Source organism: Allomesorhizobium aridi, from assembly GCF_043769475.1.
In the GTDB taxonomy this organism is placed as follows: domain Bacteria; phylum Pseudomonadota; class Alphaproteobacteria; order Rhizobiales; family Rhizobiaceae; genus Allomesorhizobium.
Map to the genome: position 1 here is coordinate 540,617 of NZ_CP171729.1, position 17,762 is coordinate 558,378.

Consider the following 17,762-nt stretch of genomic DNA (forward strand, 5'->3'; position numbering starts at 1 on the left):
TCACTTGGCCTACGAAAGACGGTCGCCGCTCCCTATGACGGTGACGCCCTTGAAGCCGGAAACAGGGAAAGGCTATGTTAATAAAATCCGTCAGGCAAGAAAAAAGCCCTTGTTTCATGTTGCATCGCAATACATGCGATGATGCGGCGCAACATAAAGAACTATATATGAATATTGGAAGGGCGTGAACTATTTATTGTAACGCCATTTCAGGAAAATATATATATTTCAGAATATGATCGTCCAGAAGTTGCAAGAAAATCATTGTCAATGGCGTGGCATATTTGTTGCGGGCTTTCCAAGCAAGTATGTATGCGAGGCGCGGGCCGAGGATAGTTGAGGAGGTATGAAACGGCAGTGGATTCTATCGCTGCAAAGAGCGTCAGCAGGCCGGTCCGGAGCCTCTTTTTCGGGGCGTCCGACATTCCTCCTTTGGTCCTATATGACGGCTTGGCGGGCTTTGCCTAACGTTCCCGTATGAGCAATTCCAAGCCAATGGAAGGAATGCCCCGATGACCAGGTCGATCCGATATTCAACCTTGTCGCTTTGCCTGGCGGCGCTGGCCGCCGGCCCGGCGCAGGCGGCGGGAGACTACCCCACTTCGGCGCTCGCCGACTATGTGCTCGGCTGCATGAGATCGAACGGCCAGACGCGCCAGGCGCTGGAGCGCTGCTCGTGCTCGATCGATGTGATCGCCTCGATCATACCCTACGAACGCTACGAGGCGGCCGAGACGTTCAAGCAGATGGCGCAGACGACCGGCGAGGCGAGCGGACTGTTTCGCGAAAGCGCGCCGGCAAAGACCGCCGGCGCCGAACTGAAGCGCGCGCAGGCGGAGGCGGATATCCGCTGCTTTTAGTTCCAGGCCAAATACGTCGCCCTCTTAGAGTCCCGCCGCCTCGAGCGGCCATTCGTCGCTGAAGACCTTGCCCTCGGTGTCCGTCGCTTCGACCTTGATGTCGCCGGCGCCCGGGCTGAAGTCGAAGCGGAAGTTGGGATCCTCCGAGATCGAAATGCCGCCCTCCATAGCGAGCAGCAGCCTGTCGCCCTGGGAGACCGACAGCTTGTGGACGAAATGCGCGGGGATGAAATACTGGGTCAGCGGATCGCGTTGCAGCCCGGAATTGTTGGGATGCCGGATCATCAGCTGCAGCTCCGGCGCATTGCCCGCCGTCTCGGTCGCCGCCGGTGTGAACTGGCGCAGCTTCATCTGCCCCATCGAGGCAAGCGCCTCGTCGGTGTTCTTGACTGCCGGCGCCGAGCACCCGCCCGAAGCCTTGACGAAGGTGCTGGACATGTGGAGTTCGCCGCTTGCCGTTTCGGCGATCGCGCGCAGGTAGGAGTAATCGTCGACGCGCACGCGGGTCGACAGATGGGTGACGCCCGCATCCTTGCCGATCTGGAACGTCGCCGCCACCGGCGCGGGGTTCACGTCGATGATCATGGTCACCGACTTGACGCCGTCGGGCGGCGCCTTGGCGGCATCGATATAGATGTCGACCGGCACAAGTGCCGCATCCTGCGCGCGCTTCGGCGCCTCGATCCGGATAAGGCCGGTATCGGAGAGGATCTGCCGGTCGCCGAAGACATCGCCTTTGAGGGCCGTCCAGATCCTCTCAGACGATGAGGGGGACTGCTGCGCCAGCGCCGGTGTGGCGCCGGTGAGTGTACCCACGGCCATGGCGGCCGCGCCAAAGAGCGTCGCGGCGATTACAAACCGCCGATTCTTGGATACGCCGTCTTGCATTTCGGTGCCTCCACCGGTTCGAAGGTGGTGCCCAGGCTGAGCAGAATCATAAGCCGGGGCGAGGGCGTTGGCAAATTACGCCGTCGTGAGCGTTCGACCGGCAAACCAGGCGCCGGCCGGATGCCTGGACGATAGCCTCACTCCCATTCCAGCTCGGCGTAGGCGGCGGTCGCGTTGCGCTCGTTGTATTCGTCGAAGAGCGCCCATTTGGACGCCTCGCTTCGGCCGGCCGTCTTGACCGTCTCGGCAAGGGGCCGGCCCTCGGCGATCGCCTGCCGGACGTCTCCGGCCAGAACCTCGAAATAGCGTCGCTGGGCGGCCAGCGCGTCCGGCCAGCGGGCCGCGACCGGGCCGTGGCCCGGCACGGCGCTGCGTGCGTCGATCGCGGCAAGCGCATCCATCTGGCGGATCCAGCCAAGCAGCGAGCCGTCCAGCGTCGGCAGATGCTCCATGAAGACGAGATCGCCGGCCAACAGCATGCGGGTCCGGGCGTCGAAGACAGTCAAGTCGTTGTCGGTATGGGCGGCTTTCCAAGCCCGTAGGTCCAGCACGCGCCCGCCGAGGTCGAGTTCGACGCGATCGGCGACCAGCTGCGCCGGCGGCACGATCTCCACGCCCTCCATCAGCGCGTCGCCGAGCTGGTTGTGATAATTCCGCAGGTAGAACGCGCCGCGCGCCTCTAGCGCGCGCGGCAGGTTGCGATGGCCCACGACCGTCGCCCCGATGTCGCGGAACGCCGCATTGCCGAAGATGTGGTCGGGATGCATGTGGGTGTTGATCAGGAAGCGGATCGGCTTTTGCGTAACCTCCCTGATCGCGGCGATGAAGGCGTGCGCCTGGACGAGACTGCCGCCGCTGTCTATCGCGGCGACTGCTTCCTCGCCGACGACGATGCCCAGATTGCAGATCGCGCCTTCGTTGCCGGGGGTCATCAACTCGTTCTTGCCCCGAAAGGCAAAGACGCCGTCGGCAATCTCGCTCAGTGCGAAGTCCGTGGCGGCTGCCAGGGCGCCATGCGGAAAACAGCATGGCAGCGCCGCGCCGGCGCCGACGCAGGCGAACCCGGTCACAAGCCCCCGGCGAACCCGATCGATAGGCATCGTTCCTCCCATATGCTTTCGGTGCGGATCACGCCGCGTACGGAAACTTCTCGTGAAACGACCGCAGAAGGTCGCTCATCACCTGGCGGTTGCGATATTGCCGCGGCAGCCGCACGTCGAACACGCCGAGCACGTGGGCGGGCCGCGGCGACAGGACGATGATGCGGTCGGACAGCATCAGCGCCTCGCGCAGATTGTGCGTCACCATTAACGCGGTGGTTGGCCGCGCCGACCACACTTCGAGGAGCAGGTAGCGAAGCCGCTCAGCCGTCTGTTCGTCGAGCGAGACGAACGGCTCGTCGAGAAAGAGCACGGCCGGCTCGGTGGCGAACGCCCTGGCGAGGGCCGCCCTGCGTGCAAGCCCGAGCGACAGTTCCGAGGGAAACAGCGAGCGCATGCCGGCAAGGCCGAGACTGTCGAACAGCCAGTCGAGCTTGGCGTTGCGCATCCCCTTGGGCAGGGCGAGCCGGACATTCTGCTCGACGGTCCGCCAAGGCAGCAGGGTCGGCTCCTGGAACACGACGGCGATGCGGTTCGAGCCGCCTTGGGGCAATTGGAAGGAACCTGAAAAGTCGGTGTCGAGGCCGAGCAGGATGCGCAGCGTGGTGGTCTTGCCGCAGCCCGATGGCCCGAGCAGGCAGGCGAATTCGCCTTGCCGGACCTCAAAGGAAAGGTCGTGCAGCGCCGTCACCGGGACGCCCGCCGCGGACCTGAAGGTCTTTTCGGCGATGTCGACCCTAAGCGGGACGGCGACGCCAACGGGTTGCATGTCGTTCAACGGGCTGCACCAGGAGGAGTTCAATGAGGAGCATGATCGCGACGAAAGCCAGCGTGTAGGCGAGGATGGCTGCCACGTCGAAGAGCTGGAAATGGAGATAGATCTGGAAGCCGACGCCGTTGGAGCGGCCGAGCAGTTCGACCACCAGGACGATCTTCCAGATGAGGGCGACGCCGGACCGCGAGGCGGCGGCGAGGTAGGGCTGAAGCTGCGGCAGCAGGATGTGCCGCAGGCGGTCCAGGGGACCGAAACGATAGACCGCGGCCATCTCGGCGTAGCGCGGGTCGAGCGCCCTGGCGCCTTCGCGCATTGTCACCACGACGTTGGGAATCTTGTTCACCGCGACCGCGCCTATGGCCGCCGCCTCGTTGAGGCCGAACCAGATATAGGCGAGTACGATGATGACCAGCGCGGGGATGTTGAGGAACAGGACGACCCAGGGATTGAAGAACTGGTCCGCGCGGCGATGGACGCCGAGGAGGACGCCGATGACCGAGCCGATGACCATCGCCACGACGAACGCCGCAGCGACCCGGCCAAGCGTGACGCCGAGGTGGTAGGGCAGTTCGCCGCTCGCAGTATCGTTATAAAGCACCCGCCACACCTGGTCCGGCGGCGGGAATGCGCGGCTCGGCCAAGCCTCCGCAGCGAAGCTCCAAAGGAGAAACAGGCCGAGCAGGGACGCGGCGGTTGTCAGCGCCGGCACGGCGAACGCGCGCCGGCCCGAGCGGAGCGGCAGTGCCGCGCCCGCCGTGGTGATCCCGCGGTCGACACCCGGTGAAGTCATTTCGAAAGCTCCGGCCAGTATGTGCCCGGCGCCATTTCGGGCGCGCTGCCGACCAGCTTCTCGCCGCCGATTTCAGCGAGCACCCGGTAGAGCTTGCCGGCGTCGGCCTCTTCCTCGGCGATCGTCCGCGCCGGGATGCCCTCGCGGTAGCAGTCGCGCAGCTTTTCCAGTTCCGCGCCCTCGGCGCGGACGATCGGAGCCAGGCGCTGCCATTCGGCGTCCGACCGGGCCAGCAGATCCTTGGCCTGGGCGGAAGCCTTGACGAAGCCTTTCGCGGCGTCCGGATTGTCGTTCGCCCATTTCTCGTGGAAGACGTAGCCCAGCGCCGACACTGCGGCCGAGGCTCCGAGCGCCTTGGCCGCGTCCTCGGCGCCGACCAGGCGGCGAAAGTCGTTGGCTTCGAGCCGGGCGCAAAAATGCCAGAAATTCAGCACCGCATCGAGTTCGCCCTGCATCGCCTTTTCCGAAAGCAGCGGCGGCGCGCCGAAGACGATCTCGTTTGCCGTGGTCAGATCGACGCCGTGGTCGCGCCTGGCCAGCGCCTGGATGAGCAGCCAGCTCTTGTCGAGCGGACCGCCGGCGACGCCGATCTTTTTCTGCTTCAGGTCGGCGATGGTCCGGATCGGCGATTCCTGCCTGACCATGATGGCGCCGACCGCGGTGGAATAGGGGGCCAGCGTCACATCATCGCCTTCCGAGCGCTGGCGCGAAACCCACAGCCAGTCGGAGACGATGATGTCGATCTCGCCGGCCAGCATCGCGACATTGGTGGCGTCCTCGCCGGCGAAATACACGACTTCGAGGTCGATCCCGTTGGCGGCGTCGAGTTTGTGGTGCTTCACCGTGTCGAGTTCCCAGCTCACGGTGCCGAACTTCAGGACGCCAATGCGAACCTTTGCGGCGGCGCGAGCCGCGCCTGCTGCAGTGAGAACCGCGGCCGTTCCCAGCGCCGCCAGGCGAAGCGCGCCGCGTCTCGAAATCATCATGACATCTCCTCCCAAAGGCCGCAGATGAACGCGACCGGGCCGATGAGCGCTTGCGACATCAGATCGATCGCTCCTTGTCGGGAAAAGTGCACCGCCAGCGCACGACCTTGACGGTCGGGTGTTCGACGACCATTTCGCAATTTCGGCCGGCGCAAGGAGCATACACTGGAGCAGAGAGCCGCGGCTCTCGAAATAGAGATGCTCCTCCCGGCAGTTGCTCGGATTGGCGGTCAGGCAAACCGTCAAGATGAGATCGACCATTTCCATTTCAGCACCTTGCAACGGCGTCCCCGGGACGCTCGCCTCGACGTTTCAGCCGGAGAGTCGCCCTGGACAAAACGTCGTCGCTTGCCGGATTTCCTCAAGGTGCCCGTCGGGAAACCGGAATTGCGGGAAGCTACGCGGTCGCCCCATGGCCGTCAACAAAGACGAATGGACAGGCGTTCGCGATCGGCTGTGACAACGTATGTAGTTGACATCCTCCACCCTCCGTCTAGCTTTCCGAGGTGCAGGGACGGAATGACCCGCATGAATGCGCGTGCCGCCGCAAGGCTCGCATGCCATCGTCTAGGGCACTGTGACGAGCAATGAGGAAATGCCAATGCGCGCTGCCGCGTTTTTTGCCGCCATCTCAATCGTGACCCTGTCGACGGGGCAATCCCTGGCTCAGGATGCCGCCGCCGGCGAAAAGGTCTTCGCCAAATGCAAGGCCTGCCATGTTATCGACAAGGACCAGAACAAGATCGGGCCGTCGCTGATGGGCGTGGTCGGCCGAACCGCCGGCACCCATGCGGATTTCAAATATTCACCGGCCATGGTCGAGGCCGGCAAAGGCGGGCTGGTGTGGGACGACGCCACCCTGACGGAATATCTCCGCGCGCCTCGGGAAATGATCAAGGGCGGAAAAATGGCGTTCCCCGGCCTGAAGAAGGACGAGGATCTCGCCAACGTCATTGCCTATCTCAAGCAGTTCCCCGGATAACGGACGCTGTTCCGGCCATTTGCAGGCCGGCATCATCTGAATATCAACACACCTCAGGCGGCGTTGCGAACTCCGTTCAGCGCCGCCGGCAGGTCGAGCAGGCTGTCGCAGACCAGGTCGGCGCCAAGCTCGTCGGCTGGGATCTGCGTATAACCTCCGCGAATGATGGCGACCGGCAATCCGGCTGCGCGAGCGGCCTCCACGTCGGTGATGCTGTCGCCCACCATCAGCGCTTCGTGCGGTTCGGTCCCCAACTGCTCCAGCGCCAGCAGCAGCGCCTCCGGCGCCGGTTTCTTGCGGGTGACGGCGTCGCCGCCGACAATGGCTCCCAAGCGTTCCAGAAGTCCGAAATGCAGCAGGATTTCGCGGGTCGCGACTTGCGGCTTGTTGGTTGCGACTCCAAGCCGGATGCCGGCTACATGCAACCGCGCCAGCGCTTCGACCGCACCCGGCATAGGGCGTGTCCAGTGGGTGAGGTGGCGGCGGTAGATCGGCGCCATCTCGCGATTGGCTTCGTCAAGCCCCGTTCTCGAAAGCGGCCGGCCCGAAGCGGCAAAGGCCCGTTCGACCAGTTTTTCGATGCCGTTGCCGATCATCGATTTGACTTGCGCAAGCGTCAGCGGCGGCAGTCCTCTGCCGTCCAGCAACTCGTTGACGGCCGATGCTATATCGGGCGCCGAGTCGATCAGCGTTCCGTCGAGATCGAACAGGATAGCCTTGGGCAATCGAAACGACGTGTCAACGCTGCCGCTCATGCGGTGTCCTTCCATTTGATCGAGCAACCCATTGAGGCTATCTGGTCCTTCGGGCCGTTGCCGGTCCGGGCGACCTGCTTCATCGCTTCGAGAAGATCCCGGCGTAGATCGGATGCGCCGGCCTCCTTGCGGGAGGCGTCGAGGCGGCCGCGATACTGCAGCGTGAGGTCCCTGTTGAAGCCGAAGAAATCGGGCGTGCAGACGGCGTCATAGGCGCGCGCCACCGCCTGGTCCTCGTCGTGGAGGTAGGGAAAGCCGAAGCCGTACGCAGCGGCGAAAAGCTTCATGTTGGCGAAGGAATCTTCCGGATAGGCGTTCGCGTCGTTGGCGTTGATGGCGACGAAGCCGATGCCCTCGGCCTTGAGATCCTCGGCATCCCTGACGATGCGCCCGATGACCGCTTTGACATAGGGACAGTGGTTACAGATGAACGCCACGACCAGCCCATTGGGGCCGGCCTGATCGAAAATCGAGTGCGTCCGTCCGTCGGTGCCGCGGAGCGTGGCGTCGACGGCCGGCCAGCCGAAATCGCAGACGGGTGGGATTGCCGCCATTGTCGCCTCCTGCCGATTGCTCCTACGCCGCCTTCCTGATCGCCCCGTCCGCCGCGCTGCGGATCGCTTCTATGTTGGCGCGATAGGCTGTTTCGGTTCCGCCCTTGAACACCGCCGAGCCGGCGACCAGCACGTTTGCGCCAGCGGCGGTGACCAGCGGCGCCGTCTCGGGAGTGATGCCGCCGTCGATCTCGATGTCGATCGGACGCTGCCCGATCATAGCCTTGACGCGCTTCACCTTCTCGATGACCGCCGGGATGAATGCCTGGCCGCCGAAACCGGGGTTGACGGTCATCAGGAGAACGAGGTCGAGCCGGTCGAGCACATATTCGATGACGCTTTCCGGCGTCGACGGGTTGAGCGATACCCCGGCCTTCTTGCCGAGGTTCTTAATCGCCTGCAGGGAGCGGTCGAGATGCTGCCCGGCCTCGGCATGCACCGTGATGATGTCGCAGCCGGCGTCGGCGAAGGCGGCGAGATAGGGATCGGCGGGCGCGATCATCAGATGACAGTCGAACACCTTGTTCGTGCGGCCCCGGATCGCCTTAATGACAGGCGGGCCGAAGGTGATGTTGGGCACGAAATGACCGTCCATCACGTCAAGATGGATCCAGTCGGCCCCGGCGGCGACGATGGCCTCGACTTCTTCGCCAAGACGCGAAAAATCAGACGACAGGACTGAGGGCGCGATGATGGTGCGGGAGGTCATGTCTCGTTCTCATCTCTTTTGCATGGCATTTGCCAGTCACATTGCCTTGCGGGTTGCGACGTCTCAAGTAACCGCGCCGTCAGCCGGATCGCCGTCGAGCTTGCCTTCCACGAAAACCCGGCTGCCGCGGATATCCTGCTCCTCTATGGTGATCAGGTCGAGCCTGGTCAACTTTTCGCCCCGCCCGGCAAACAGGCGGTTGGCCTGCCGGAGGCGTGCCCGGTCGAGCGCGTTGCGGATCGAGCGAGCGTTGGAAAAGTGCGGCAGCTTCATTCTGAGAGGGATATATTCCTCCAGCGCCGCTGCTGCACTTTCGCTCAGCCGATAATTCTGGCCAGCCAGCATAATGTCGGCGATCGACTTGAGTTCGGCGGGACTGTAATCGGGAAAGTCGAGATGATGGGCAATGCGCGAGCGCATGCCCGGATTGCTGTCGAAGAAGCGATCCATCTTGTTCTTGTAGCCGGCCAGGATGACGACGAGGTCGTCGCGGTTGTTTTCCATGCACTGCAACAGGATCTCGATGGATTCCTGGCCGTAGTCCCGCTCGTTTTCGGGCTTGTAGAGGTAATAGGCCTCGTCGATGAACAACACGCCGCCCATCGCCCGCTTGATCACCTCGCGCGTCTTGGGCGCGGTGTGGCCGACATATTGCCCGACAAGATCGTCGCGGGTGACCGAAACCAGATGGCCTTCGCGCACATAGCCCAGCCGGTGCAGGATCTCGGCCATCCGCAGCGCCACCGTGGTCTTGCCGGTGCCGGGATTGCCGGTGAAGTTCATGTGCAAGGTCGGTGTTTCGGACGAGATGCCGAACTTCTTCCGCAGCCGGTCGACCAAAAGGAGCGCCGCGATCTCGCGGATGCGTGTCTTGATCGGTTTCAGGCCGACAAGCTCGCGGTCGAGCTTGTCGATCACCTCGTCGATGCTCGAAGCCTCGAACTCCTCCTGCAGATCGACCATCTCGCCGTCACCGACGGCCGTCTGGTCCAGGCTCTTCAGCATGGCGCGCCTCCTGTTTGCGGGGAAACCGGCAACACTGCTCCAGTCGCTGGAGCAGCGTTGCAAACGGCTGCTACGATCGCTCGCCTTCCGGCCGATCGGTCGCGTAGGGAACGATGGTGTAGCCCTGGCTGCGGCCGTCGCGCTCCTGGCGCAGCAGGCGGAAGCCCGGTTCGTTCGGCGGCCGATTGACGATGAACGACATGCGCGGCGCCTCCCAGCCCTTGCTCGAATCAAAGGCGGTAACGCGCACGTACATGTTCGGAAAGGTCTTCCGGCAAGAATCGACTTCCATCATTATGCCTGCCGGATCCTTCAGATCGAACATCGGATTGCCGTACATCTCCCAGTAGGTATTACGGGGATGCGGATCGTCCGTGTATTCGAGGCTGACGGCCCAGCCGTTCTTCAGCGCGTATTTGATCTGCGCCGAGATCTGCGTGTCGGTCAGGTCGGGCAGGAACGAGAACTGTCCCTGTGTGACCTTGTTTCCGGGGTTTGTCATCATGGCTGTGGTCCTTCCTGTCCTTAGAGGCTCGGGGTCGCGGTCGGCACGAAATCGGCGGTGTCCGTCGATTCGTAGTTGAAGGTCACGTCCTTCCAGGTCGTCAGTGCGGCCTTCAGCGGCGAGCACCACTTTGCTGCCTCTTCAAGGATTTGTGGCCCTTCACGCAGATAGTCGCGGCCCTCGTTGCGGGCGAGGATCATCGCTTCCAGCGCCACGCGGTTGGCCGTCGCGCCGGCCTGGATGCCGTCCGGATGGCCGATGGTGCCGCCGCCGAACTGCAGCACCACGTCCTCGCCGAGGTAGTGGATGAGCTGGTGCATCTGCCCGGCATGGATGCCGCCCGACGCCACCGGCATCACCTTGTTGAGCGAAGCCCATTCCTGATCGAAGAACAGCCCGGTCTCCAGATTCTGCGCCGTGCGTTCTTCGCGCAAGGTATCGTAGAAGCCCTTGATCATCAGCGGGTCGCCCTCGAGCTTGCCGACGACGGTGCCGGCATGGATGTGGTCGACGCCGGCCATGCGCATCCACTTGCAGATGACGCGGAAGTTCATGCCGTGGTTCTTCTGGCGCGAATAGGTCGAGTTGCCAGCGCGGTGCAGGTGCAGGATCATGTCGTTGCGCCGCGCCCATTTGGCCATCGACTGGATCGCAGTGTAGCCGATGACGAGATCGATCATGACGATGCACGAGCCGAGTTGCTTGGCGAACTCGGCGCGTTCGTACATCTCCTCCATCGTGCCGGCGGTGACGTTGAGATAGTGGCCCTTGACCTCGCCGGTGGCGGCCGATGCCTTGTTCACCGCCTCCATGCAATAGAGGAAGCGGTCGCGCCAATGCATGAAGGGCTGCGAGTTGATGTTCTCGTCGTCCTTGACGAAATCGAGCCCGCCCTTCAGGGCTTCATAGACGACGCGGCCGTAGTTGCGGCCCGAGAGGCCGAGCTTGGGCTTGGTCGTGGCGCCGAGCAGCGGCCGGCCGAATTTGTCGAGGCGCTCGCGCTCGACCACGATGCCGGTCGCCGGCCCCTGGAAGGTTTTGAGATACGCAACCGGGATGCGCATATCTTCCAGGCGCAAGGCCTTGACCGCCTTGAACCCGAACACGTTGCCGATGATCGATGCCGTGAGATTGGCGATCGATCCAGGCTCGAACAGGTCAAGGTCGTAGGCGATGTAAGCGAAATACTGCTGTTCGGTTTTCGTGCCGGGCCCGGTGTTGGGCACCGGTTCGGAACGATAGGCCTTGGCGCGGTAGAGTTCGCAGGCGGTCAGCCGGTCGGTCCACACCACCGTCCATGTCGCCGTCGAGCTCTCGCCTGCGATCGCAGCGGCCGCCTCCTCATGGTCGACGCCAGGCTGCGGGGTGATGCGGAACATCGCGATCAGGTCGGTGTCCTTCGGCCGGTAGTCCGGCTCCCAGTAGCCCATCTGCTTGTAGGGGATGACGCCGGAGCGATAACGCTCCTTGCCTTCCTTGAGGGTCCCGGTCGTCTGTATGTCCACCTTGATCATGGCAAATCTCCTGTCTGTTGCTCAGGCCGCTTTGGCCGTGGCGATCTGCGGGTCGAGCTTTCCCGCGGCGTAGCGTTTGGCCATCTCGTCCATCGCGATGACCTTGATCTTGGAAGCATTGCCCGCGGCGCCGAAGCGTTCGAGCCGGTCGCGGCAGAGATCGCGCATGGCGTCCATCGCCGGTTTGAGGAACTTGCGCGGATCGAATTCGGCGGGGTTCTCCATGGCGATGCGGCGGAACTGGCCAGTCATCGCCATGCGGCAGTCGGTGTCGATGTTGACCTTGCGCACGCCGTGGCGGATGCCGCGCTCGATTTCCGCTACCGGCACGCCATAGGTCTGGGGCATCTCGCCGCCGAACTTGTTGATCACGTCCTGCAGTTCCTGCGGCACGGACGATGAGCCGTGCATGACGAGGTGCGTGTTGGGCAGTTTGCGGTGGATCTCCTCGATCACGCGCATGGCAAGAATATCGCCGTCTGGCTTTCGGGTGAACTTGTAGGCGCCGTGCGACGTGCCGCAGGCGATCGCCAGCGCGTCGACCTTTGTGCGCATGACGAAATCCAAGGCCTGGTCGGGATCGGTCAGCAGCTGGTCTTGCGAGAGAGCGCCTTCCGCACCGTGGCCGTCCTCGGCCTCGCCATGGCCGCTCTCGAGCGAGCCGAGCACGCCGAGCTCGCCTTCGACCGAAGCCCCGACCCAGTGCGCCATGCGCGCCACCCGTTCGGTGATCGCGACATTGTAGTCGTAGCTCGCCGGCGTCTTGGCGTCGGCTTCCAGCGAGCCGTCCATCATCACCGAGGTGAAGCCGTGGCGGATCGCGGTCAGGCAGGTCGCTTCGTCGTTGCCGTGGTCCTGGTGCATGCAGACCGGTATCTGCGGATAGATCTCGGCCAGAGCGTCGATCATCTTGGCCAGCATGATGTCGTTGGCGTAGCTGCGCGCGCCGCGCGACGCCTGGATGATCACCGGCGCGTCGCAGGCCTTCGCGGCTTCCATGATGGCGAGGCCCTGCTCCATGTTGTTGATGTTGAACGCCGGCACGCCGTATCCGTGCTCTGCGGCATGGTCGAGAAGCTGGCGAAGGGTGATGCGGGCCATTGGCGGTTCTCCTCAGATGACAAGCTTGCGAGCCGCCTCGGCGACTGCTTCGGGCGTGATGGCGAAGTGGCGATAAAGGTCGGGGGCAGGGGCGCTTGCACCGAAGCCGGTCATGCCGATGAAGACGCCGTTGTCGCCGATCCAGCGGTCCCAGCCGAGCCGAGCCGCCGCCTCGACAGCAACACGCGGAGCCGAGCCGAGGACTGCGCGGCGGTATTCGTCGTCCTGCTCCTCGAACAGTTCCCAGCAGGGCATCGAGACGACCGCGGCAGCGATGCCGTGCTCGGCATGCAGCCTTTGCGCGGCCGAAACGGCGATCTCGACTTCCGAGCCGGTGGCGATCAGCGTCACCGCGCGGCGTCCCGCCGGCCCGCGCAGGAGGTAAGCGCCGCGGCTCGACCGGTTTTCGTCGGTATGCGCGTATCTGAGCATGGGCAGGTTCTGGCGCGAAAGCACCAGCACGCTCGGCCGTTCCTTTGCTCTAAGCGCCAGTTCCCAGCATTCCGCCGTCTCGATGATGTCAGCCGGACGGAACACATTGAGGTTGGGCGTGGCGCGCAGCATTGCCAGGTGCTCGATCGGCTGGTGCGTCGGGCCGTCCTCGCCGAGGCCAATGGAGTCATGCGTCATCACGTAGATGACGCGCTGCCCCATCAGGGCCGACAGCCGCATGGCGCCGCGCGCATAGTCGGCGAAGCAGAGGAATGTCCCTCCATAAGGAATGAAGCCGCCATGCAGCGCGATGCCGTTCATCGCCGCCGCCATGCCGTGCTCGCGGATGCCGTAGTGGACATAGCTGCCGGCATAATCGCCAGGAGCGATGCGGTTCATGCCCTTGGTGATGGTAAGGTTCGAATGCGTGAGGTCGGCCGAGCCGCCGATCGTCAGGTCGGTCGCCGCATTGATCACGCCGAGCGCCATTTCCGACGCCTTGCGGGTCGCGACCTTGGTCTCCTTCTCGACATGCTCCTTGCGGAAAGCCGAGAGCGCCTCGAATACGGCTTCCGGCAGCGCGCCGGAGATTGCGCTTTCGAAGGCCGTGCGCTGCGGCGATGCGGTCAGGTTTTGTTCCCAGGCAAGCCGTGCGAGCCGGCCGCGGTCGGCTACCTCGCGCCAGGCGTCAAGTATCTCGTCCGGCACCTCGAAGGGCGCATATGGCCAGCCGATGTTTTCGCGCGTGGCGGCGATTTCGGCGTCGCCCAGCGGTGCGCCATGCGTCTTTTCCGAGCCGCCGAGATTGGGCGCGCCCTTGCCGATCACCGTTCGGCAGGCGATCAGCGACGGCCGGTCCGACCGTTGCGCTGCCTCGATCGCCTCGGCGACGGCCTCGATGTCGTGGCCGTCGACCTGGCTGACATTCCAGCCGGCGGCGGCAAAGCGCGCCGGCTGGTCCATCGACGTGGAGAGGGCGGTGGGGCCGTCGATGGAAATGGAATTGTCGTCCCAGAAGACGATCAGCCGGTTGAGCCTGAGATGGCCAGCGAGATCGATCGCTTCGTGGCTGATGCCTTCCTGCAGGCAGCCGTCGCCGGCGATCACATACGTGTGGTGATCGACGAGTTCCTGGCCATGGCGCGCGGCAAGCATGCGCTCGGCCAGCGCCATGCCGACCGCGGTGGAAATGCCCTGGCCAAGCGGCCCAGTGGTGGTTTCGATCCCCAGCGCATGACCGTATTCGGGATGGCCGGCGGTGCGGCTGCCGAGTTGGCGGAAGCGCTGCAGCTCTTCGATAGGCATGTCGGAATAGCCGAGGAGATAGTGCAGCGCGTATTGCAGCATGGAGCCATGGCCGGCAGAAAGCACGAAGCGGTCGCGGTCGGGCCAGTCCGGCTTCGACGGATCGATCGTGATGAAGCGGTTGAAGAGCACCGTCGCCACGTCCGCCATGCCCATCGGCATTCCGGGATGCCCGGAATTTGCCTTCTGCACGCTGTCCATCGCCAGCGCGCGGATGGCGTTCGCCATGTCGCGCTCGGAGACGGCGGTTTCGGGAGCGGTCTTGATTGCAACTTGGCTCATGAGAAATTCCTCCACTTCCGCGCGCCGTAACCGGACGCATCCCGGATTCGAATCGGCTCCGCCCCATCGCCTGGTCCCACTGGCCACCCACTTCCCGCTGGAAAGAGGAGGTCGGTCAGCCTCTGCGCCAGTTTTTCAAGGACACGTTGAAGGCGACGCGAAATCGCCGGGCGAGGGGGCGTTTGAATGGCCATAGTCATCTCCTTCAGGACACGCGGCGCTTGCGCTCGATCAGTTGCAGGATGAGCGGGGTCAGGATGAGTTGCATGGCGAGATCGAGCTTGTTGCCCGGCACGACGATGGAATTCGGGCGCGACATGAAGCTGTCGTGGATCATCGACAGCAGGTAAGGAAAATCGATGCCGCGCGGATTGGCAAAGCGGATGACCAGCATCGATTCATCGGGCGTCGGTATCCAGCGGGCGATGAACGGGTTCGACGTGTCGACGATCGGCACGCGCTGGAAATTGATGTTGGTCAGAGCAAATTGCGGAACGATGTAGCGGACATAGTCCGGCATGCGGCGCAGGATCACGTCGACCACCGCTTCCGTCGAATAGCCGCGCGTGGCGCGATCGCGATGGATCTTCTGGATCCACTCGAGATTGATGACCGGCACGACGCCGATCTTCAGGTCGGCATGCCTGGCGAGGTCGACCTTGCCGGACACGGCGCAGCCATGCAGCCCTTCGTAGAAAAGCAGATCGCTCGGCGGAAACTCGCGCCAGTCGGTGAAGACGCCCGGAGGCGTGCCGTAGAGCTTTTCCTCCTCCTCGTCATGGACATAGGTGCGGGTCTTGCCCGTGCCCCGGCGACCGTATTCCTCGAACACCGCTTCCAGGATTTCGAGCTCGTTGGCTTCGGCGTTGAAGTGGGTGAAGTTGGGATTGCCCCTCGCTTCTTCCTCGGCGACCTTTTCCTTCATCCCGGCACGGTCGTAGCGGTGAAACGCGTCGCCCTCGATGAAGGCGGCCTCGATTTTCTCGCGGCGGAATATCTGCTCGAATATCCTCTTGACCGAGGTGGTGCCCGCTCCGGAGGAGCCGGTGATGGATATGATCGGATGCTTTGCGGACATGGCTCGGCCTCAGGCTCGGAACAGGCCGCGATTGCCGAACAGCGGCGCACGTTCGCCGATGCTCGACGGCTCGGTGTGGTAGCGGGCGATGCGGTTGACCTCCCGCGATGATCCAAAGACCACCGGGATGCGCTGGTGCAGGCCCTCGGGCTCGATCTCGAGGATGCGGTTGACCGTGTCGGTCGCCGCTCCCCCGGCCTGCTCGACCAGATAGGCGATCGGGTTCGCCTCATAGACCAGCCGGAGCCGGCCCTGGTGGTAGCCCTTGCGGCTGTCGCCGGGATATAGGAACACGCCGCCGCGGATCAGGATTCGATAGCAGTCGGCGACCAGCGAGGCGATCCAGCGCATGTTGAAATCGCGCTCGCGCGGGCCTTCACTACCCTTCAGGCAGTCGTCCACATAGAGCCTGACGGCCTCGTCCCAGTGCCGGTAGTTGGCGGCGTTGATAGCGAATTCCTGGGTGCGCTCGGGAATGATGCGGCTCTCATAAGCCTGGACGAAGGCGCCGAGCCGGGCCGAGAGCACGAAGACATGGGTGCCGCTGCCCAGCGACAGCACCAGCGCCAGTTGCGGCCCGTAGATGAAGAAGCCGGCGCCGAGCTGGTTCGTTCCGGCCTGCAAAAAAGGGGCGGCCGGATTTGCGTCCGGCGCGCCAGTTGCAGGGAGGAGCGAGAAAATCGTTCCGATCGACACGTTGGTATCGATGTTGGAGGAGCCGTCGAGCGGGTCGATAGCGACGGCCAGCGGCGCGTCCTTGTTGAGCAGCACCGGCTGATCGAGTTCCTCCGACGCATAGAATGCGACCGGTGCGTGGCGCATGGCGTCGAGGAAAATGTCGTCGGCGAAGACATCCAGGTCCTTCTGGATGTCGCCATCCGTATTGGCGCCGCGCGTCCCGGCGAAGGCCGCGCCCAGGACCCCCTGGTTGATGACGTGGCGGATCTTGACGGCGGCCTCGGCGAGTTGATGGATCGTGGCAGCCACGGCCGGGCGAAGGCTGTCGCCGTGGCCGATATAGGAATTCAAGAACGCATCGAGCGTAGCCGCTGTCATCATGACCTCCCGAGCCGGCCTCGCCTCCTCACGGGGTTGGCTGCTCCTGTGTAGGGTCATCAAAAATGGCGGATAAGTAAATTTTAATAACTTTACGAGTGAGCTAAAAATAACTTACTGTTGGCCATGCGTAATCTCACCCTCAAGCAGCTCAAGGCGGTTCAGGCGATCGCCAGCCAGGGCAAAATCGTCAACGCCGCCAAGCTGTTGGCCCTTTCGCCGCCGGCAGTGACGATCCAGTTGGGGCAGTTGGAGGAGGAGGTCGGGCTGTCCTTATTCGACCGGACCGCGAACGGCATGCGTCCCACTGCCGCAGGACTGGCGTTTGTCGACGCCGCGCAGGTGATCGAGGAGCGGCTGCGCCTGCTGGGTGACCAGATGGACGCGATCAAGGGGGTGCGCGCCGGCAGCCTGAAGCTCGGCGTGGTCTCCACGGCGAAATATTTCGCGCCGCGCATGATGGCCGCTTTCATGAAAGAATATCCCGACATCGACATGCGGCTCGCCATCGGCAATCGCGCCGAGACCATAGCCAGCCTGAAGAACCACGATGTCGATATCGCGCTTATGGGACGGCCGGCCAAGGACGTGCCGGTTCGCGCTTCGGCCTTCGGCGACCATCCGCTGGTCATCATCGCCCCGCCGGACCATCCGCTGGCCAAGGAGCGGGACATTTCCAAGGAGCGCATCGCCGAGGAGCATTTCCTCATCCGCGAACGGGGCTCCGGCACGCGCATTTCCCTGGAGATTTTCTTGAGCGAAGTGCCCGGCCGCATAGACGAACTCGGCGTCGAAATGGGCTCGAACGAGACGATCAAGCAGGCGGTGATGGCGGGGCTCGGCATCGCCTTCATCTCGGCCCATACCATAGCCTTTGAGGTGGAGACCGGCCGACTCGTCATTCTCGACGTGGTAGGCATGCCGATCCGCCGGCAATGGTTCGCCGTCATGCGCACCGACCGGGCGATCTCGCCGGCCATGGCCACCTTCCACGACTTCCTGATGCGAAAGGGCGCCATGTATTTGCCGCTGTTCGGGAAACTTTATCCGGAGGCGCGAGTAGGGAGTAGGGAATAGGGAAAATG

At 63.6% G+C, this 17,762-nt stretch carries 18 protein-coding genes; 3 read left to right on the plus strand and 15 right to left on the minus strand.

The annotated features are described in order from the left end of the window. Positions 1 to 512 precede the first annotated feature (512 nt). Positions 513 to 860 (plus strand): hypothetical protein, encoded by a 348-nt coding sequence (locus ACG873_RS04555; protein ID WP_394890647.1) that lies wholly within the window; start codon positions 513 to 515, stop codon positions 858 to 860. Between the two features lie 24 nt (positions 861 to 884). On the opposite strand, the gene ACG873_RS04560 is transcribed toward ACG873_RS04555, so the two are convergent. The 5 genes from ACG873_RS04560 to ACG873_RS04580 all read right to left on the minus strand — a co-directional run bounded on the left by ACG873_RS04560 (position 885) and on the right by ACG873_RS04580 (position 5,399). After that, entirely contained in the window at positions 885 to 1,748 is an 864-nt protein-coding gene (locus ACG873_RS04560; RefSeq protein ID WP_394890648.1) for a quinoprotein dehydrogenase-associated SoxYZ-like carrier, read from the minus strand. A 137-nt stretch (positions 1,749 to 1,885) separates the two neighbouring features. After that, positions 1,886 to 2,848, minus strand: a complete 963-nt coding sequence (locus ACG873_RS04565; protein ID WP_394890649.1) for a quinoprotein relay system zinc metallohydrolase 2 — start codon at positions 2,846 to 2,848, stop codon at positions 1,886 to 1,888. Between the two features lie 28 nt (positions 2,849 to 2,876). Then, positions 2,877 to 3,617 (minus strand): ABC transporter ATP-binding protein, encoded by a 741-nt coding sequence (locus ACG873_RS04570; protein ID WP_394893342.1) that lies wholly within the window; start codon positions 3,615 to 3,617, stop codon positions 2,877 to 2,879. Continuing rightward, positions 3,586 to 4,413, minus strand: coding sequence for an ABC transporter permease (locus tag ACG873_RS04575; RefSeq protein ID WP_394890650.1), 828 nt, complete (start codon positions 4,411 to 4,413; stop codon positions 3,586 to 3,588). The genes ACG873_RS04570 and ACG873_RS04575 overlap by 32 nt, the downstream gene beginning before the upstream one ends. After that, positions 4,410 to 5,399, minus strand: a complete 990-nt coding sequence (locus ACG873_RS04580) for an ABC transporter substrate-binding protein (protein ID WP_394890651.1) — start codon at positions 5,397 to 5,399, stop codon at positions 4,410 to 4,412. The genes ACG873_RS04575 and ACG873_RS04580 overlap by 4 nt, the downstream gene beginning before the upstream one ends. Before the next feature lie 601 nt (positions 5,400 to 6,000). Here ACG873_RS04580 and ACG873_RS04585 point away from each other — a divergent pair. After that, on the plus strand, positions 6,001 to 6,381 hold the full coding sequence (locus tag ACG873_RS04585) for a c-type cytochrome (protein WP_394890652.1): 381 nt from the start codon (positions 6,001 to 6,003) through the stop codon (positions 6,379 to 6,381). Between the two features lie 53 nt (positions 6,382 to 6,434). Here the strand turns inward: ACG873_RS04585 and gph are convergent, their stop codons facing one another. The 10 genes from gph to ACG873_RS04635 all read right to left on the minus strand — a co-directional run bounded on the left by gph (position 6,435) and on the right by ACG873_RS04635 (position 16,677). Then, positions 6,435 to 7,136, minus strand: a complete 702-nt coding sequence (gph, locus tag ACG873_RS04590; protein ID WP_394890653.1) for a phosphoglycolate phosphatase — start codon at positions 7,134 to 7,136, stop codon at positions 6,435 to 6,437. Then, positions 7,133 to 7,690, minus strand: a complete 558-nt coding sequence (locus tag ACG873_RS04595) for a thioredoxin family protein (protein WP_394890654.1) — start codon at positions 7,688 to 7,690, stop codon at positions 7,133 to 7,135. The genes gph and ACG873_RS04595 overlap by 4 nt, the downstream gene beginning before the upstream one ends. Positions 7,691 to 7,712: 22 nt before the next feature. Further along, positions 7,713 to 8,399: a ribulose-phosphate 3-epimerase gene (rpe, locus tag ACG873_RS04600; RefSeq protein WP_394890655.1), complete on the minus strand. Its 687-nt coding sequence runs from the start codon at positions 8,397 to 8,399 to the stop codon at positions 7,713 to 7,715. Between the two features lie 63 nt (positions 8,400 to 8,462). Beyond that, positions 8,463 to 9,404 carry a CbbX protein gene (gene cbbX, locus ACG873_RS04605; protein WP_394890656.1) on the minus strand — a complete coding sequence of 314 codons (942 nt, stop codon included), beginning with the start codon at positions 9,402 to 9,404 and terminating at the stop codon, positions 8,463 to 8,465. Positions 9,405 to 9,474: 70 nt separating this feature from the next. After that, on the minus strand, positions 9,475 to 9,909 hold the full coding sequence (locus ACG873_RS04610) for a ribulose bisphosphate carboxylase small subunit (RefSeq protein ID WP_394890657.1): 435 nt from the start codon (positions 9,907 to 9,909) through the stop codon (positions 9,475 to 9,477). A 20-nt stretch (positions 9,910 to 9,929) separates the two neighbouring features. Then, the gene (locus tag ACG873_RS04615; protein ID WP_394890658.1) at positions 9,930 to 11,423 is read right to left on the minus strand and encodes a ribulose-bisphosphate carboxylase large subunit; all 1,494 of its coding nucleotides are present in this window, start codon (positions 11,421 to 11,423) and stop codon (positions 9,930 to 9,932) included. A 21-nt stretch (positions 11,424 to 11,444) separates the two neighbouring features. Then, positions 11,445 to 12,524 (minus strand): class II fructose-bisphosphate aldolase, encoded by a 1,080-nt coding sequence (gene fba / locus ACG873_RS04620; RefSeq protein ID WP_394890659.1) that lies wholly within the window; start codon positions 12,522 to 12,524, stop codon positions 11,445 to 11,447. Between the two features lie 12 nt (positions 12,525 to 12,536). Then, positions 12,537 to 14,543 (minus strand): transketolase, encoded by a 2,007-nt coding sequence (gene tkt / locus ACG873_RS04625; RefSeq protein WP_394890660.1) that lies wholly within the window; start codon positions 14,541 to 14,543, stop codon positions 12,537 to 12,539. Between the two features lie 205 nt (positions 14,544 to 14,748). Further along, entirely contained in the window at positions 14,749 to 15,621 is an 873-nt protein-coding gene (locus tag ACG873_RS04630; RefSeq protein WP_394890661.1) for a phosphoribulokinase, read from the minus strand. Between the two features lie 9 nt (positions 15,622 to 15,630). Then, positions 15,631 to 16,677, minus strand: coding sequence for a class 1 fructose-bisphosphatase (locus tag ACG873_RS04635; RefSeq protein ID WP_394893343.1), 1,047 nt, complete (start codon positions 16,675 to 16,677; stop codon positions 15,631 to 15,633). A 126-nt stretch (positions 16,678 to 16,803) separates the two neighbouring features. Here ACG873_RS04635 and ACG873_RS04640 point away from each other — a divergent pair, with 126 nt between their 5' ends. Then, complete coding sequence (locus ACG873_RS04640; RefSeq protein WP_394890662.1) at positions 16,804 to 17,754, plus strand: LysR family transcriptional regulator; 951 nt, start codon at positions 16,804 to 16,806, stop codon at positions 17,752 to 17,754. Positions 17,755 to 17,762 lie beyond the last annotated feature (8 nt).

Excerpts from the sequence above, each read along its gene's own strand:
- ACG873_RS04580 (WP_394890651.1), bottom strand. The coding sequence starts at position 5,399 with ATGATGATTTCGAGACGCGGCGCGCTTCGCCTGGCGGCGCTGGGAACG.
- ACG873_RS04615 (WP_394890658.1), bottom strand. The coding sequence starts at position 11,423 with ATGATCAAGGTGGACATACAGACGACCGGGACCCTCAAGGAAGGCAAG.
- cbbX (WP_394890656.1), bottom strand. The coding sequence starts at position 9,404 with ATGCTGAAGAGCCTGGACCAGACGGCCGTCGGTGACGGCGAGATGGTC.
- ACG873_RS04635 (WP_394893343.1), bottom strand. The coding sequence starts at position 16,677 with ATGACAGCGGCTACGCTCGATGCGTTCTTGAATTCCTATATCGGCCAC.
- ACG873_RS04585 (WP_394890652.1), top strand. The coding sequence starts at position 6,001 with ATGCGCGCTGCCGCGTTTTTTGCCGCCATCTCAATCGTGACCCTGTCG.
- ACG873_RS04610 (WP_394890657.1), bottom strand. The coding sequence starts at position 9,909 with ATGATGACAAACCCCGGAAACAAGGTCACACAGGGACAGTTCTCGTTC.
- ACG873_RS04575 (WP_394890650.1), bottom strand. The coding sequence starts at position 4,413 with ATGACTTCACCGGGTGTCGACCGCGGGATCACCACGGCGGGCGCGGCA.
- ACG873_RS04555 (WP_394890647.1), top strand. The coding sequence starts at position 513 with ATGACCAGGTCGATCCGATATTCAACCTTGTCGCTTTGCCTGGCGGCG.
- ACG873_RS04630 (WP_394890661.1), bottom strand. The coding sequence starts at position 15,621 with ATGTCCGCAAAGCATCCGATCATATCCATCACCGGCTCCTCCGGAGCG.
- rpe (WP_394890655.1), bottom strand. The coding sequence starts at position 8,399 with ATGACCTCCCGCACCATCATCGCGCCCTCAGTCCTGTCGTCTGATTTT.
- fba (WP_394890659.1), bottom strand. The coding sequence starts at position 12,524 with ATGGCCCGCATCACCCTTCGCCAGCTTCTCGACCATGCCGCAGAGCAC.
- ACG873_RS04560 (WP_394890648.1), bottom strand. The coding sequence starts at position 1,748 with ATGCAAGACGGCGTATCCAAGAATCGGCGGTTTGTAATCGCCGCGACG.
- ACG873_RS04595 (WP_394890654.1), bottom strand. The coding sequence starts at position 7,690 with ATGGCGGCAATCCCACCCGTCTGCGATTTCGGCTGGCCGGCCGTCGAC.
- ACG873_RS04640 (WP_394890662.1), top strand. The coding sequence starts at position 16,804 with ATGCGTAATCTCACCCTCAAGCAGCTCAAGGCGGTTCAGGCGATCGCC.
- ACG873_RS04565 (WP_394890649.1), bottom strand. The coding sequence starts at position 2,848 with ATGCCTATCGATCGGGTTCGCCGGGGGCTTGTGACCGGGTTCGCCTGC.
- ACG873_RS04570 (WP_394893342.1), bottom strand. The coding sequence starts at position 3,617 with ATGCAACCCGTTGGCGTCGCCGTCCCGCTTAGGGTCGACATCGCCGAA.
- gph (WP_394890653.1), bottom strand. The coding sequence starts at position 7,136 with ATGAGCGGCAGCGTTGACACGTCGTTTCGATTGCCCAAGGCTATCCTG.
- tkt (WP_394890660.1), bottom strand. The coding sequence starts at position 14,543 with ATGAGCCAAGTTGCAATCAAGACCGCTCCCGAAACCGCCGTCTCCGAG.